The organism is Sphingopyxis sp. OPL5 (assembly GCF_003797775.2).
Classification (GTDB): Bacteria; Pseudomonadota; Alphaproteobacteria; order Sphingomonadales; family Sphingomonadaceae; genus Sphingopyxis.
The window spans coordinates 2,218,103-2,231,750 of the sequence record NZ_CP060725.1; the positions used below are offsets into that span (position 1 = coordinate 2,218,103).

At 64.3% G+C, this 13,648-nt stretch carries 19 protein-coding genes; 8 read left to right on the top strand and 11 right to left on the bottom strand.

Going from position 1 to position 13,648, the window contains the following annotated elements:
- Window positions 1–173 precede the first annotated feature (173 nt).
- The 8 genes from EEB18_RS10620 to EEB18_RS10655 form a co-directional block, all read right to left on the bottom strand.
- Window positions 174–512 (bottom strand): DUF1491 family protein, encoded by a 339-nt coding sequence (locus tag EEB18_RS10620; RefSeq protein WP_187139283.1) that lies wholly within the window; start codon window positions 510–512, stop codon window positions 174–176.
- A gap of 27 nt (window positions 513–539) precedes the next feature.
- Window positions 540–1,004, bottom strand: coding sequence for a PTS sugar transporter subunit IIA (locus tag EEB18_RS10625; protein WP_056342854.1), 465 nt, complete (start codon window positions 1,002–1,004; stop codon window positions 540–542).
- A 158-nt stretch (window positions 1,005–1,162) separates the two neighbouring features.
- Window positions 1,163–1,735 (bottom strand): ribosome hibernation-promoting factor, HPF/YfiA family, encoded by a 573-nt coding sequence (gene hpf, locus EEB18_RS10630; RefSeq protein WP_056341896.1) that lies wholly within the window; start codon window positions 1,733–1,735, stop codon window positions 1,163–1,165.
- 44 nt (window positions 1,736–1,779) lie between these two features.
- Window positions 1,780–2,484 (bottom strand): DNA polymerase III subunit epsilon, encoded by a 705-nt coding sequence (gene dnaQ, locus EEB18_RS10635; protein ID WP_187139282.1) that lies wholly within the window; start codon window positions 2,482–2,484, stop codon window positions 1,780–1,782.
- Between the two features lie 19 nt (window positions 2,485–2,503).
- On the bottom strand, window positions 2,504–3,127 hold the full coding sequence (gene coaE / locus EEB18_RS10640; RefSeq protein ID WP_187139281.1) for a dephospho-CoA kinase: 624 nt from the start codon (window positions 3,125–3,127) through the stop codon (window positions 2,504–2,506).
- Window positions 3,124–3,942: a shikimate dehydrogenase gene (gene aroE, locus EEB18_RS10645; protein WP_187139280.1), complete on the bottom strand. Its 819-nt coding sequence runs from the start codon at window positions 3,940–3,942 to the stop codon at window positions 3,124–3,126. The genes coaE and aroE overlap by 4 nt, the downstream gene beginning before the upstream one ends.
- On the bottom strand, window positions 3,939–4,535 hold the full coding sequence (locus EEB18_RS10650) for a Maf family protein (RefSeq protein ID WP_187139279.1): 597 nt from the start codon (window positions 4,533–4,535) through the stop codon (window positions 3,939–3,941). The genes aroE and EEB18_RS10650 overlap by 4 nt, the downstream gene beginning before the upstream one ends.
- Window positions 4,532–5,344: a pyruvate, water dikinase regulatory protein gene (locus tag EEB18_RS10655; protein WP_056341901.1), complete on the bottom strand. Its 813-nt coding sequence runs from the start codon at window positions 5,342–5,344 to the stop codon at window positions 4,532–4,534. The genes EEB18_RS10650 and EEB18_RS10655 overlap by 4 nt, the downstream gene beginning before the upstream one ends.
- Window positions 5,345–5,682: 338 nt before the next feature.
- Here EEB18_RS10655 and hemE point away from each other — a divergent pair, with 338 nt between their 5' ends.
- The 7 genes from hemE (at window position 5,683) to EEB18_RS10690 (ending at window position 10,553) form a co-directional block, all read left to right on the top strand.
- Complete coding sequence (gene hemE / locus EEB18_RS10660) at window positions 5,683–6,705, top strand: uroporphyrinogen decarboxylase (RefSeq protein ID WP_187139278.1); 1,023 nt, start codon at window positions 5,683–5,685, stop codon at window positions 6,703–6,705.
- A 2-nt stretch (window positions 6,706–6,707) separates the two neighbouring features.
- Entirely contained in the window at window positions 6,708–7,157 is a 450-nt protein-coding gene (locus EEB18_RS10665; RefSeq protein ID WP_187139277.1) for a CopD family protein, read from the top strand.
- A 193-nt stretch (window positions 7,158–7,350) separates the two neighbouring features.
- Window positions 7,351–8,607 (top strand): transcription termination factor Rho, encoded by a 1,257-nt coding sequence (gene rho, locus EEB18_RS10670; RefSeq protein WP_056341910.1) that lies wholly within the window; start codon window positions 7,351–7,353, stop codon window positions 8,605–8,607.
- Window positions 8,608–8,619: 12 nt separating this feature from the next.
- The gene (locus EEB18_RS10675; RefSeq protein ID WP_187139276.1) at window positions 8,620–8,913 is read left to right on the top strand and encodes an antibiotic biosynthesis monooxygenase family protein; all 294 of its coding nucleotides are present in this window, start codon (window positions 8,620–8,622) and stop codon (window positions 8,911–8,913) included.
- Entirely contained in the window at window positions 8,913–9,635 is a 723-nt protein-coding gene (locus tag EEB18_RS10680; protein ID WP_187139326.1) for a TerC family protein, read from the top strand. The genes EEB18_RS10675 and EEB18_RS10680 overlap by 1 nt, the downstream gene beginning before the upstream one ends.
- A 32-nt stretch (window positions 9,636–9,667) precedes the next feature.
- Window positions 9,668–10,105, top strand: a complete 438-nt coding sequence (locus EEB18_RS10685) for a hypothetical protein (protein ID WP_187669110.1) — start codon at window positions 9,668–9,670, stop codon at window positions 10,103–10,105.
- A 46-nt stretch (window positions 10,106–10,151) separates the two neighbouring features.
- A complete protein-coding gene (locus EEB18_RS10690) occupies window positions 10,152–10,553 on the top strand; it encodes a DUF1489 family protein (RefSeq protein WP_187139274.1) in 402 nt (133 codons plus the stop codon).
- Here EEB18_RS10690 and EEB18_RS10695 read toward each other — a convergent pair.
- Genes EEB18_RS10695 through EEB18_RS10705 form a run of 3 tightly spaced genes read right to left on the bottom strand, consistent with a single transcriptional unit; the run spans window position 10,550 to window position 13,234 of the window.
- Window positions 10,550–12,136 (bottom strand): FMN-binding glutamate synthase family protein, encoded by a 1,587-nt coding sequence (locus EEB18_RS10695; RefSeq protein WP_187139273.1) that lies wholly within the window; start codon window positions 12,134–12,136, stop codon window positions 10,550–10,552. The genes EEB18_RS10690 and EEB18_RS10695 overlap by 4 nt on opposite strands.
- A gap of 4 nt (window positions 12,137–12,140) precedes the next feature.
- Complete coding sequence (locus EEB18_RS10700; RefSeq protein WP_056341922.1) at window positions 12,141–12,539, bottom strand: nuclear transport factor 2 family protein; 399 nt, start codon at window positions 12,537–12,539, stop codon at window positions 12,141–12,143.
- Window positions 12,536–13,234: a dienelactone hydrolase family protein gene (locus EEB18_RS10705; RefSeq protein ID WP_056341924.1), complete on the bottom strand. Its 699-nt coding sequence runs from the start codon at window positions 13,232–13,234 to the stop codon at window positions 12,536–12,538. The genes EEB18_RS10700 and EEB18_RS10705 overlap by 4 nt, the downstream gene beginning before the upstream one ends.
- A 109-nt stretch (window positions 13,235–13,343) precedes the next feature.
- On the opposite strand from EEB18_RS10705, the gene EEB18_RS10710 reads away from it, so the two are divergent.
- Window positions 13,344–13,643, top strand: a complete 300-nt coding sequence (locus tag EEB18_RS10710) for a DUF6489 family protein (RefSeq protein ID WP_056341926.1) — start codon at window positions 13,344–13,346, stop codon at window positions 13,641–13,643.
- The last annotated feature ends 5 nt before the right edge of the window (window positions 13,644–13,648 follow it).

Consider the following 13,648-nt stretch of genomic DNA (forward strand, 5'->3'; position numbering starts at 1 on the left):
CTGACGGGCCAAAGAAAAACAGGCGGGGGACTTAGTTTCTGTACCCGCCTGCGGCCATCATCCGACTGCGTGTCCGAACCGTTTGCCGGGTCTCTCGACTTGAAGCCGATGCAACCCACGGGACGACCTACGCGTTAATCTGTCGGCGCCACTTATTGTGCGCCGCAACAATGTCAAGCCAGTTCGGCCCACTCGGCGACGAGTCGTGGCGCATCCGCGATGTCCAGTTCGACGATCCAGAGGTCGGGATCGGCTTTTTTGCGCCGGTCGAGATAAGCGGTGCGTGCCGCTTCATCATCGCCGGCCAATGCGCCGACATCTTCCCACATATAAGCGCCGGTCATGGAAAAACGCCGTTCGAGCAGCGGTCCGGCGATACCGCGCGCGCGGCACTGGATCAATATCACCCCTGATTGGGCGTCGCCCGAGGCGAGAATCGTCGCGAAGCCGCCCGCCGCGTCGGTGCGGCGGAGCAGAAGATCGATCAGGAAGCGGCTGGTCAGCCGCGTCATGCAGGGGTTTCCGGCACTGGTGCGGCGTCAGGCCGCGTCACGCGTTTCGCTGTCGGCGAGCAGCGCATATAGCGCTTCGTCGCTCTTCGCGCCGCGCAGCCGGTCGGCGATCGCCTCGTTGCGGAGCATGCGCGAGACGCCGGCGAGCGCTTTCAGATGGTCGGCACCGGCATCGAGCGGCGAGAGCAGCACGAACAGCAGATCGACGGGCAGGCCGTCGACGGCCTGGAAATCGATCGGCCGCGACAGCTGAAGGAACAGGCCGCGCACCCCGGTTAGGTCGGCCATCTTGGCGTGCGGCAAAGCGATGCCGCGGCCAAAGCCGGTCGATCCCAGCCGCTCGCGTTCGAGCAGGGCTTCGCTAACCTCGCCCGAATCGAGCCCGAGCGAACGCGCCGCGAGTTCGCCGACGAACGGGAACAGCGCCTTTTTCGAATCGAGCTGAACATGCGCGCGCACGGTCGCGGGATAAAGAAGGGAAGATAGGTTCATCTTTTTGGTCAAATCTCAAACAGCCCGGCCAGCGCCCAGGTCGCCCTGACGGCAATCGTTCGCGGATCGTCGTGACGGCCCCCGCCATGCCGGCCCCGGCACCTTTGGGTGTATCGTTGGGCGCGGCCCTTAGGCCGGATGGCGGAGAAAATCCAGTCCTATTGCGGTTCGACCCAGCCGATGGTGCCGTCGGTCCGGCGATAGACCATGTTGTGTGCGCCGGTCTTGCTGTTGACGAAGAGCAGCGCGTTGGTGTTCCTGAGGTCGAGCATCATCACCGCGTCGGAGACGCTGCTGCTGGGAATATCGACGCGCGTTTCGGCGATGATCGCGGGGGCGTCGCCCGCATCCTCTTCCTCGCTGCCGCTGTCGAAAACGATGTAGCTGGCATTGTCCTGGATCTCGTCGACCGTCGGCGAGGGTGCACCCGACCCGTTGCGGTCCTTCAGCCGGCGCATGTAGCGGCGGAGCTGTTTTTCGATGCGTTCGGCCGCGCCCTCGAAAGCGACATGGGCGTCCTGCGCCTGGCCATGCCCCTTGAGCACGAGGCCCTGCATCACATGCGCGACGATGTCGCACTGAAAACTGTCGTGCGGCCCCTTGCCGAAGGTGGCGTGCGCGCCGATCGCGCGGGAGAAATATTTGTCGGCAATCGCGTTCATCCGATCCGACACGTGCGACTGCAGCGCTTCGCCGGTTTCGATCTGGTGGCCAGAGACGCGGATTTCCATTTTTCTTCTCCTTCTTGGCCGGCGCGATGGTCAGGGAATGGTCATCACACCGTGTCGAGCCACAGCGGCTGGTTGAGCCCCGTGACAAATTCGGCATGGCGCGCCAGTTCGGCGGCCGATGCCATATGCGGGCGCGGTTCGCGCCATGGTTGGTCGGGTGAGGAAGATGCGGCGGCGGTTGCTGCCAGTGACGAGGCCACCTGCGCCGCCGGCCTGGCGGCGAGTCCGAGTCCGATCTGCCGCCCGCCGGTCATTTCGATATAGAGATGCGCGAGCAGCTCGGCATCGAGCAACGCGCCATGCTTGACCCGGTGGCTGCGGTCGATGCCGTAACGCGTACACAGCGCATCGAGGCTGTGCTTGGCGCCGGGGTGAAGCTTGCGCGCCATCTGCACCGTGCAGCACATACGCGTCATGTCGAGCGCCGGACGCCCGGCGCGTGCGAGTTCGGCGTTGACGAAGCCGAAATCGAACACCGCATTATGCGCGACCAGCGGTGCATCGCCGAGAAATTCGAGCAGATCGTCGACGCGCGCCGCGAACAGCGGCTTGTCCGACAGGAAACCGATCGACAGCCCGTGGACCGCTTCGGCGGCGGCGGGCATGTCGCGTTCGGGGTTAAAATAGGCGTGGAAGCTCTGGCCGGTTTCGCGGCGGTCGACCAGTTCGATACACCCGATTTCGACCAGCCTGTCCCCGGTTCTGGGGTCGAGCCCCGTGGTTTCCGTATCGAAGATAATCTCTCGCATCGAACCCGCAATATTGACCCTATCGGGCATGGAAACAAGAGGCGATGGCGCGAATCTGGCGATGCGTCGCGCTTTTCGGGCGACCCGTTTCGATGATGAAATCGGCGCGCGCGCGCTTGACGCGGTCAGGGACCTGGAGCCGGCGGATCGCCTTGAGCTTCGCGGCGGTCATGCCCGGCCGCCGCATCACACGCTTACGCTGCATCCAGGCGGGGGCCGAGACGACGGCGATCGCGCCGACGCGTCGCCAGCCGCCCTTTTCGAACAACAGCGGGACATCGAGCACGACGACGTCGCGCGCGCGGTGCCGGGCGAGGAAGCGTTTCTGTGCCCGGCCGACCGCGGGGTGGACGATCGCCTCGAGCGCGGCGAGTTCGTGCATATTGCCAAGCACTTGCGCGCCGAGCTTTTGCCGGTCCACGCCGTTCGGCCCGGTGGTGCCGGGAAAGCGCGCCTCGATCGCGGCAACGAGCGCGCCGCCGGGACCCTGCAGCCGATGCACCTCGGCATCGGCGTCGAACACCGGGATGCCCTCGGCGATGAACATCTTTGCCGCCGTCGATTTGCCCATGCCGATCGACCCGGTGAGGCCGAGAAGGAAGGGACGGCGGAGCCGCGACGCGGGACGCTTGTAGTGACTCATGCGGTGAGCAACGCGCGCAATTCCTCGTCGCGCCCCTCGGGCGGCGCCTTGCCGAAGAAGAGTTCGAAGGCGAGTGCGGCCTGGCCGATCAGCATGTCGAGGCCATCGACCGTGTCGAGTCCGCGCGACTCGGCGGCGCGCAGCAAGCCGGTCTTGAGCGGCGCATAGACGAGGTCATAGACGATCGCATCTTCGGCGAGCGGCGACAGGTCGAGGTCGAGCGGCGGCTGGCCGGTCATGCCCAGGCTGCTGCTGTTCACTAGCAGCGCGGCGGGGGGCAGCGCGGCATCGAGCGCAACGACGTCCCCCTTGAGACCGAAGGTCGCGAGCAGTCCCATGGCTTTCAACGGACTGCGATTGAGGATGGTGACCGGCCCGACCTTAGCGCGGGCAAGCGCAAACAGCACCGCCCGCGCCGCGCCGCCCGCGCCGACGACGACGACCGGCGCGCCCTCGAGGTCAAGTTCGGCGAGTGGGGCATAGAAGCCCGCGGCATCGGTGTTGGTGCCGATCAGCGCGCCGCCCGGCTGGTGCACCACCGTGTTCATCGCGCCGATCGTGCCGCGCACATCGCCGGGATCGTCGACGAAATCCATCACCGCCAGCTTGTGCGGGATGGTGACGTTGCAACCCCGCCAGTCGGGATCGTTACGGCGTTCGGCGATATAGGCGGCGAGATCGTCGGGCTTTACATGCGCACGGCGATAATCGCCGTTGAGGCCCAGCGCCTTGAGCCAGAAACCGTGGATCAGCGGCGACTTGCTGTGCGCGATCGGGTCGCCGATCACTTCGGCATAAGGAACGCCGCCGCTCATGATGGCGCAAGCCCGGTCGCGCGCAGCCACGACAGCAGCGGAAGCATCGGCATGCCGATGATGGTCCAGGGATCGCCCTCGACCCGGTCGAACAATTGCACCCCCGCCCCCTCGATTTCGTAACAGCCGACGGTCCAGCGGATGCTGTCCCAGTTTTGCGCGACATAGTCGGCGATGAAGGCGTCCGACAAGGGGCGCATCCACAGTTTCGCTTCACCGATCGCGCGCCACACCGGCGCCCCGTCGCGCGCGGCGACCGCGGCGCTGAACAGGCGGTGTCGGGTTCCCGACAGGCGGCGGAGATGGTCGGCGGCCTCCTCCGGGCTCTCCGGCTTGCTCAGCATCGCGCCATCATCGAGCGCAAGGGTCGAATCGGCACCGAGCACGGTGATCCCCGGAAGCCGCGACGAAATCTTGATCGCCTTCGCCTCGGCCAGCGCGTCGGCGATGTTGCGCGGGGTCTGGCCCGCGGCGTGCAGCGACGCGGTCAGCGCCACCTCGTCGACATGCGCGGCGCTGGTTTCGAAGGTCAGCCCGGCAGCGCGGAGCATCGCGGCGCGGCCGCTGCTTTGCGAGGCGAGGAGCAAGGTCATGCCGCGCCGCGGTCCTCGACCAGCTTGATCACCGCGGCGGCGGTTTCCTCGATCGAGCGGCGCGTCACATCGATCACCGGCCAGCCATTGTCGGCGAACATGCGGCGCGCATAGGCGAGTTCGGCCTTGACGGTTTCATCGTCGACATAAGGCGTCTCGGGGGCCTGGTTGAGCGCGAGCAGCCGGTTACGGCGCACCTGCACCAGCCGGTCGAGCCCGGTGGTCAGCCCGACGACCAACGGTTTCTTGAGCTGATAGAGTGCGTCGGGGGGCGGCGATTCGGGGACGATCGGGATGTTGGCGGTCTTGAAACCGCGGTTGGCGAGATAGATGCTCGTCGGGGTTTTCGAGGTGCGCGACACGCCCGCGAGGACAATATCGGCCTGTTCCCAATTTTCCCAGCCGATCCCGTCGTCGTGCGCGACGGTGAACTGGATCGCCTCGACCCGCGCGAAATAAGCGGCGTCAAGCTGGTGCTGACGGCCGGGGCGCGCCTTGGCTTCCTGCCCCAGCATTTGCGACAGCGCATCGGTCACCGCGTCGAGCGCGGCGACGAGCGGCAGGTCGCGCGCCCGCGCGCGGCGTTCGAGGCTGACGCGCAGGTCGCCGTTGACGAGGGTGAACAGGATCATCCCCGGGCTCGCCTCGACCTCGGCCATGATCCGGTCGAGATGCGATTCCGAGCGCACCATCGGCCAGAAATGGCGGACCACTTCGACATCGTCGAACTGGGCGATCGCCGCCTTGGCGATATTTTCGAGCGTTTCGCCCGTGGAATCGGATATGAGGTGAAGGTGGAGCCGGCCCATCGCCGCACATGGCGCAAAGCCGCAGAAAAAGGCAAGCAATGAAGCGTTCGGGCCGGCTGTGGATAAGTTTCGGGACAAGTGGGGGGAGCAAATCGGCACGGTGGATTCATCCCCGGCGGCGCCGATTCCACCCCACGGCTTGTCCACAGCGAAGGCATCTTATCCACAGGCTGTGAATTAGGGGGAAAGCCCGCCGCGACTCCTTGGCAAAGATCATCGCCGCGCGAGTCAAGTTGTTGGCAAAAGCGGCGGCGCTGCCTAAAGCCGCGCTATCCGCCCGCCAACAAACCACCACCATATTCTTATATATTATATTGGAAGAGAAAGAGGTCCGCGCCATGGCTTCCCGTAAGAGCTTGCTCGCGACGCTGCGCGGGGCGCGGCAAGACAGGCCGCCGCTCTGGCTGATGCGCCAGGCAGGACGCTATCTTCCCGAATATCGCGCCCTTCGCGAAACCAAGGGCGGTTTCCTCGAGCTGTGCTACGATCCCGAAGCCGCCGCGGAAGTGACACTGCAGCCGATCCGTCGTTTCGGCTTCGACGGTTCGATCCTGTTTTCGGACATCCTCGTCATCCCGCACGCACTGGGACAGGATCTGTGGTTCGAGGCCGGCGAGGGCCCACGGCTCGCCCCGCCGCTCGTCGACCGTGCGCTGGCGTCGCTCGAGGCCGCGCCGCAACGGCTCGACCCCGTCTATGCCACCGTGGCGCGCGTCTCGGGCGCCTTGCCGCCCGAGACGACCTTCCTGGGCTTTGCAGGAAGTCCCTGGACGGTCGCGACCTATATGATCGCTGGCGCGGGGTCGAAGGACCAGGCGGCGGCGCGGCGCATGGCGTTCGGCGATCCGGCGGCGTTCCAGGCGATCATCGACGCAATTGTCGACCTCAGCACCACCTATCTCTCCGGCCAGATCGAAAACGGGGTCGAGGCGGTGCAATTGTTCGATAGCTGGGCGGGCAGCCTCAGCCCTGCGCAATTCGAACGCTGGGTGATCGCGCCCAATGCCGAGATAGTGCGTCGGCTGAAGGCGCTGCATCCCGATACGCCGATCATCGGTTTTCCGAAAGGAGCAGGCGGCAAGCTGGCAGCCTATGCGAACGAAGTCGGCACCGATGCGGTCGGTCTCGACGAGACGGTCGATCCGGTGTGGGCCGATGCCGTTCTGCCAGCGCATCTGCCGGTGCAGGGCAACCTCGACCCGTTGGCGCTCGTCGCCGGCGGCGAAGCGCTCGATACGGCGATCGACCGCATCCTTGCGGCCTTCCGCCATCGCCCCCATATCTTCAATCTCGGCCATGGGATCGTGCCCGACACCCCGATCGCCCATGTCGAACATCTGATCAAGCGCGTGCGAGGATAGGCATGGAACTGGCAGGTTTCCTGGGATCGGCGACCTTGTGGGTCAAGGCGGCGCATGTCATCTTCGTGATCTTCTTCATGGCCGGGCTGTTCATGATGCCGCGTTTTTTCGTCTATCATCACCAGTGTCCGGTGGGGTCCGAGGAAGATGCGAAATGGATCGAGCGTGAGGACCGGCTGCGCAGGATCATCCTCAATCCGGCGATCATGGTCGTGTGGATACTGGGGCTGATGCTCGCCTTTAACGGTTCCTATTGGAACCAGGGCTGGTTTCTGGTCAAATTCGTGATCGTGATCGCGCTGTCGGGCTATCACGGCTGGATGATCGGCTATTTCAAGAAGCTCGCCAAGGGTGAGCGCCCCTTGACCGAGAAACAGCTTCGCATGCTGAATGAGGTGCCGGGCGTCGCGGCCGCGGTGATCGTCATTCTGGCAGTCGTTCGCCCCTTTTGATCCATCGGTGCAGCGCAGCGCCGATTGACTTGGACAAAAGCCGGTTATAGGGGCCGATCAACCCCGTTTCCTGCGGGCGGCGCTTCCATGCGCCGAGCTATCTGTAACGGTTGTCCCACGACCGGATAGGCACCAGCCGGTGCGACGAAACTAGTCTCCATATCTTCTTATATTCATACCCGGAATCCATCCCATGCATCTTAAAGAACTCAAAACCAAATCGCCCGCCCAACTCGTCGAAATGGCCGAGGAACTGGGCGTCGAGGGCGCGTCGACGCTGCGCAAGCAGGACCTGATGTTCTCGATCCTGAAAGAACTCGCCGAAGAGGGCGAGGAAATCATCGGTTCGGGTACGATCGAGGTGCTTCCCGACAGCTTCGGCTTCCTGCGTTCGTCGGAGGCCAATTATCTGGCCGGTCCCGACGACATCTATGTTTCGCCGAACCAGGTTCGCAAACATGGCCTGCGCACCGGCGACACCGTCGAAGGCGAAATCCGCGCCCCGCGCGACGGTGAACGCTATTTTGCGCTGACCAAGCTGATCAGCGTCAATTTCGACGATCCCGACGTCGTCCGCCACCGCGTCAATTTCGACAACCTCACGCCGCTCTATCCGAACCAGAAGCTGTCGCTCGACAGTCTCGATCCCACGGTCAAGGACAAGTCGGCGCGGGTCATCGACCTCGTCAGCCCGCAGGGCAAGGGTCAGCGCGCGCTGATCGTCGCGCCGCCGCGTACGGGTAAGACGGTGCTGCTGCAGAATATCGCCAAGGCGATCACCGACAATCATCCCGAGGTCTACCTGATCGTCCTGCTGGTCGACGAGCGTCCCGAGGAAGTCACCGACATGCAGCGCAGTGTGAACGGCGAGGTCGTCTCCTCGACCTTCGACGAACCCGCGACGCGCCACGTCCAGGTTGCCGAAATGGTGATCGAAAAAGCCAAGCGCCTCGTCGAGCACAAGAAGGATGTCGTCATCCTGCTCGACTCGATCACCCGCCTCGGCCGCGCCTATAACACCGTCGTTCCGTCGTCGGGCAAGGTGCTGACCGGCGGTGTCGACGCCAATGCACTGCAACGTCCGAAGCGCTTTTTTGGCGCCGCGCGCAACATCGAGGAAGGCGGTTCGCTGTCGATCATCGCGACCGCGCTGATCGACACCGGCAGCCGCATGGACGAGGTGATCTTCGAAGAATTCAAGGGCACGGGTAACTCCGAAATCGTCCTCGACCGCAAGGTCGCCGACAAGCGTATCTTCCCCAGCCTCGACGTCGGCAAGTCGGGCACCCGCAAGGAAGAGCTGCTCGTCGAAAAGGACAAGCTGTCGAAAATGTGGGTGCTGCGCCGCATCCTCATGCAGATGGGCACCATCGACGCGATGGAATTCCTGCTCGACAAGATCAAGGATTCGAAGACCAACGAGGATTTCTTCGACAGCATGAACCAGTAAGTCGCCGGGGCGATGGCCGTGATCGAACTCGCGCTGCTTCCCGTTCGTGCGGGCAGCGAAGGGGCGTTCGAGGCGGCGGTTGCCGAGGCACGGCCGCTGATCGCCGCGTCGCCGGGATTCCTTTCGCTCGACATTCGCCGCCCGGCAGAAACCGGGCAGCCTTATCTGCTGTTGGCGAAATGGCGATCGATCGACGATCATCGCATTGGATTTCGTGGTTCGGATCGCTATCAACAATGGCGCGCCCTGCTGCACCCCTTTTATGACCCGATCCCAGCGGTCAGCTATTTCGGAGACCGAGTGTGATTTTTGACTTCATCGCCCATGCTGGCGCAGCCGCCGCGGGTTTCGGCGGCCCGGCCGGAATCTGGGACGCGATCGTCAAGGATTTCTCGAACATCACTGAGCCCGCGGCGTTCTCGGCCTTTCTGCAGGTGCTGATGATCGACCTGGTGCTGGCGGGTGACAATGCAATCGTCGTCGGCGCGCTCGCGGCGGGCCTGCCCGCCGAACAGCGCAAGAAGGTCATCCTGATCGGCGTGCTCGCGGCGCTGGTGCTGCGCATCGCGTTCGCGCTCGTCGTCACCCAGCTGATGCAGATCGTCGGGTTGATCTTCGTCGGCGGATTGCTGCTGATTTGGGTGGCCTGGAAGATGTGGCGCGAACTGCGTCATGCCGGCCAGTCGCACGGATCGCCCGAGATCGAAGGCGACGAGCAATCGGGCCTGAAGCCCGCCAAGAGCTTTGCCGGTGCCGCCTGGGCGGTTGCCGTCGCCGACGTCAGCATGAGCCTCGACAATGTGCTCGCGGTCGCGGGGGCGGCGCGTGAGCATCCGGGGATTCTGATCGTCGGCCTGATCTTTGCCGTCGCCCTGATGGGGCTGGCAGCGAACATCATCGCCAAATATATCGAGCGGTATCGCTGGATCGCCTATGTCGGCCTGGCGGTGATCGTCTATGTCGCGGTCAAGATGATCTACGAAGGCTGGATCGATCCGGCCGTCGGGATCGGCACGCTGTTCGGCTAGACTTTAGCGGATATCCATCGCATCGTCGGTCGATGGCCCGAGATGCGATGGTTCCGATTGCGACGCTGCTGAGCCGCGGCGAAACCCTGGTCGTCGCGGCAAAGCTCGATGCCGCGGATATTCCGGTCGATGTCGGCGGCGAATTTTATACCAGCGTGTCGCCGGACATCCTGGCGATCGGCGGATTCCGGATACTGATCCCTGCCGAATTTCATGGCGAAGCGAGCGCTGTCCTGCGCGACACCGCGGCTGACTATATGCCCGAATTTCCGAATGCCATGCGAACGGCTATGGCGCGTTTCTCGGCCGCCTTGCTCGGCGCAGTCGCGAGCTTCACCTTGCCCTATGCGTTGGTCGCGGGAGTCCAGGGTTTGGGTTTTCTGTTCAGCGCGCCCTTTTTTCTGCTGACGACGCCAGTGAATCCGGCGGTTCGCGGCGATTATTATCTGGCGCCGCAGGTCGATGAATGAGGCGATTTCGGCTTGGTTTCCCGGCATCGCTCCCCATTTAGGAGCGGTGCATCCCCTTCATCTCACCAAAGTCGCCGTCGGCTGCGCGCATGTCGAAACCTTTGCCCGGCGCGTCGCGGTACGCGCCGACAATGGCGAATTGCGCGTACCGACGCGGATGCGGCCGAAGCGGCAGGACGAACTGATCGGCGGCGCGCTGCACTGGATCATCAAGCACCGCATCGTCGCGCGGCAGACGATCCTGCGTTTCGAGGATCGCAAGGATGGGCGGCTCGACATCGTGTGTTCGGACCAGCTCGAGATATTGCCGCCGACCTACCGCCGCGCGCATCAGGGCTGGCGCTATCTGGCCGGCGAGGATGCGCCTGCCGGCATCGGCGAAGGCGGAGAGGGCGACGGACTGCCGCCGCATCTCCAGCGCGAACTCGCGGCGCTGATGCTGCTCTAAAGCACGGCGCGGAAGCTGTCGGCGCGTGCCATCGCCCAATAGCGGGCGCTCGCGACCGAGTCCGGATCGTCCAGCAGCACGCCGCGCTCATAGAATTTATAGATGCGGTCGATCGAGTCCGAGCGCGCCGAATTGAGCCGTTCGTGGAGATGATGCGGCATGATCTGCCACGGCGTGTCGAGCCCCATCGCGCAGGTAATGTCCCATAGCGCGTTGACCGTCGCTGCCTGGAAGCGGCGCACGCGTTCGGCCTTGTCCTCGACCACCAGCCCGCGTTGGCGACCCGGGTCCTGCGTCGCGACCCCGGTCGGGCAGCGATCGGTGTGGCATTGCAGCGACTGGACGCAGCCGAGCGAGAACATGAAGGCGCGCGCGGCGTTCGACCAGTCGGCGCCGAGCGCGTTATTGACCGCGAGGCCGGCACCCGAATGGACCTTGCCCGATGCTGCGAGCTTGACCTCTCCCTTGAGCCCGCAGCCGACGAGCGCGTTGCGTACGAAGATCAGGCCTTCGCGCAGCGGCATGCCGACGCGGTTCGAGAATTCAACCGGCGCCGCGCCGGTCCCGCCCTCGGCGCCGTCGACGACGATATAATCGAGCCGAATGCCGGTTTCGATCATCGCCTTCATGACGGCATAGATTTCGTGCGGCTGGCCGACGCAGAGCTTGATCCCGACCGGCTTGCCGCCCGACAGGTCGCGCAGCTTCGCGGCCCATGCCAGCATCTCGACCGGAGTCGAAAAGGCCGAATGCGCGGCGGGTGAGATACAGTCATGGCCCTCGGGAACGCCGCGCGTCGCGGCGATCTCGGCGCTGACCTTCGGCCCAGGAAGGACGCCGCCATGGCCGGGCTTGGCGCCCTGGCTCAGCTTGATCTCGATCATCCGAACCTGGTCGTTTTGCGCGGTGTCGCGAAAGCGTTCGGGATCGAAATGACCAGCGTCGTCACGACAGCCGAAATAGCCGCTGCCCAGCTCCCACACGATGTCACCGCCATGCTTGCGATGATAGGGGCTGAAGCCGCCTTCACCGGTGTCGTGATAAAAGTCGCCCATCCTGGCACCAAGGTTCAGCGCCTCGATCGCATTGGCGCTGAGCGAGCCGAAGCTCATCGCGGATATGTTGAGCAGCGCGCTTTGATAGGGCTTTGAACATTGCGAGGTGCCGACATGGACGCGCGCGCCGCGATCGCCATGGGCGGTTGGCGCGATGCTGTGGCTCATCCACTCATATTCGTCCGAATAGACGTCGAGTTCGGTGCCGAAGGGATGCGAATCGAGATCACCCTTGGCACGCGCATAGACGAGGTCGCGTTCGGTGCGTGCGAAGGGGCGCCCGTCGAGCGGGCTTTCGACGATATAGGCGTAGAGGAAAGGCCGCAGCGCCTCGAACAGCCAGCGCATCCGCGCGATCAGCGGATAGTTGCGGCGGAGCGAGTGGTGGCGCTGGACCGCGTCGTAGAGCGCGATTCCGAGCAGCGGAACCCAGAGGATCAGCGTCCAGTGCGCCGGTCCCCACCAGGCGGCGAGCGCGATCGCGGCGGCGAGAATGGGGATGGCGATCCAGCGCGGAACCCGCACCATGACGTCAGCTCGCCTGCGCGGCGAGCATCGCGGCCATTTTCTCCCACACCTTGTTGATCGCCTTCAAGGGCCTCACCATCACCTTGAAATCGATGATCTTTCCGTCGTCGTTCCAGCGAATGATGTCGACGCCGTTGATTTGGATATCGTCGAGCGTCGTCGCGAATTCGAGCATCGCCTGATCGCCATCGACGATCTCGCGCAGATAGCGGAAATCGTCGCCGCCAAGTGCGTGGCTCGCCGCGTGGAGATAGGCGAAGACCTTGTCCCGCCCCTCCTGCGGCGTGTGGACGACGGGTGAGTGGAAGACCGCATCCTCGGCGAGCATCGCGCGCAGCGCCTGCGGATCGCCGCCGCCGGCCATATAGGCGTGCCAGGCGGTGACTCCGGCGTGCGCGCTCATGCCAGATGCTCGGCGAAGAAGGCCTTGGTGCGCCCGTCGGCGAGCTGCGCGCCCGCCTCGTTGCGGCGATTGCCCATCGTCGCGGCGAAGCCATGGTCGAGGCCCTGATAATCATGGATCGTCACCTTCGGATGCGCGTCGAGCCCTTCGTGGATCACCTTCTGCGCGTCATGGTCGACGAGATGATCCTCGGTCGGGATATGGAGCATCAGCGGATGGGCGATCGCGTGGCTTTCATTCAGCATCTGGTCGATCATGACGCCATAATAGCCCACCGATGCATTCACGTCGGTGCGTGCGGCAACCATATAGGCGAGGCGGCCGCCGAGGCAGAAACCGACCGCGCCGACTTTCGACGCGCCCTGGCCGTGGAGCCAGCGGATCGCGGCCTCGATGTCCTTGACCCCGTCATTGGCGTCATATTGGCCGAAATAACCAAAGGCCTCTTGCAATTCAGCTTCCACATCGGGGTTGAGTTCGACGCCGGGGGCGAAGCGCCAGAAGATGTCGGGCGCGATCGCCAGATAACCTTCGGCGGCCCAGTCGTCGCATTTCTTGCGGATGCCGGCATTCACGCCGAAAATTTCGGGAATGACGATGATCGCGCGCGAGCTGTCGGCGTCGGGCCGCGCGACATAGGCGGGGATGTCCCCCTCGCCGTCGAGCGCGGGGATGCTGTTGTTGGTCGCGGACATGGGGGACTCTCCTGTGACTCTTGCTTCTTGGCGGTGAAAGCGCGAAGCTAGCGGGCGCAGCGGCGCGGCTCAAGCGCGGTTCGCGGTTTTTTCGGGGCGGAGACGGACGATGAAATTCAATATCGAGATCGATTGCACCCCCGAGGAAGCGCGGCGGCTCGTCGGCCTGCCCGATCTCGAGCCGCTGCACGCCATCTACCTCGACCGCGTCAAGGAATTGATGGCGAAGGGGATCACTCCCGACATGGTCCAGTCGATGGTCAAGAGCTGGGTGCCGATGGGCGAAAGCGGACTCGGGCTCGTCCAATCGCTGATGAGCCAGTTCGGCGGCGGATTGATGGGCGGCGCGGGCAAATCGGCCGATAAGGACGACGGCGACGACAAGCCGGCGCGGGGGCGCAAGAGCTGAACCAA

Bases quoted from the DNA above. Each gene is read 5' to 3' on its own strand.
- EEB18_RS10695 (WP_187139273.1), bottom strand. From the start codon at position 12,136: ATGGTGCGGGTTCCGCGCTGGATCGCCATCCCCATTCTCGCCGCCGCG.
- EEB18_RS10705 (WP_056341924.1), bottom strand. From the start codon at position 13,234: ATGTCCGCGACCAACAACAGCATCCCCGCGCTCGACGGCGAGGGGGAC.
- rho (WP_056341910.1), top strand. From the start codon at position 7,351: ATGCATCTTAAAGAACTCAAAACCAAATCGCCCGCCCAACTCGTCGAA.
- aroE (WP_187139280.1), bottom strand. From the start codon at position 3,942: ATGAGCGGCGGCGTTCCTTATGCCGAAGTGATCGGCGACCCGATCGCG.
- dnaQ (WP_187139282.1), bottom strand. From the start codon at position 2,484: ATGCGAGAGATTATCTTCGATACGGAAACCACGGGGCTCGACCCCAGA.
- hpf (WP_056341896.1), bottom strand. From the start codon at position 1,735: ATGGAAATCCGCGTCTCTGGCCACCAGATCGAAACCGGCGAAGCGCTG.
- EEB18_RS10665 (WP_187139277.1), top strand. From the start codon at position 6,708: ATGGAACTGGCAGGTTTCCTGGGATCGGCGACCTTGTGGGTCAAGGCG.
- EEB18_RS10655 (WP_056341901.1), bottom strand. From the start codon at position 5,344: ATGGGCCGGCTCCACCTTCACCTCATATCCGATTCCACGGGCGAAACG.
- coaE (WP_187139281.1), bottom strand. From the start codon at position 3,127: ATGAGTCACTACAAGCGTCCCGCGTCGCGGCTCCGCCGTCCCTTCCTT.
- EEB18_RS10685 (WP_187669110.1), top strand. From the start codon at position 9,668: ATGGCCCGAGATGCGATGGTTCCGATTGCGACGCTGCTGAGCCGCGGC.
- EEB18_RS10700 (WP_056341922.1), bottom strand. From the start codon at position 12,539: ATGAGCGCGCACGCCGGAGTCACCGCCTGGCACGCCTATATGGCCGGC.
- EEB18_RS10625 (WP_056342854.1), bottom strand. From the start codon at position 1,004: ATGAACCTATCTTCCCTTCTTTATCCCGCGACCGTGCGCGCGCATGTT.
- hemE (WP_187139278.1), top strand. From the start codon at position 5,683: ATGGCTTCCCGTAAGAGCTTGCTCGCGACGCTGCGCGGGGCGCGGCAA.
- EEB18_RS10620 (WP_187139283.1), bottom strand. From the start codon at position 512: ATGACGCGGCTGACCAGCCGCTTCCTGATCGATCTTCTGCTCCGCCGC.
- EEB18_RS10650 (WP_187139279.1), bottom strand. From the start codon at position 4,535: ATGACCTTGCTCCTCGCCTCGCAAAGCAGCGGCCGCGCCGCGATGCTC.
- EEB18_RS10710 (WP_056341926.1), top strand. From the start codon at position 13,344: ATGAAATTCAATATCGAGATCGATTGCACCCCCGAGGAAGCGCGGCGG.
- EEB18_RS10675 (WP_187139276.1), top strand. From the start codon at position 8,620: ATGGCCGTGATCGAACTCGCGCTGCTTCCCGTTCGTGCGGGCAGCGAA.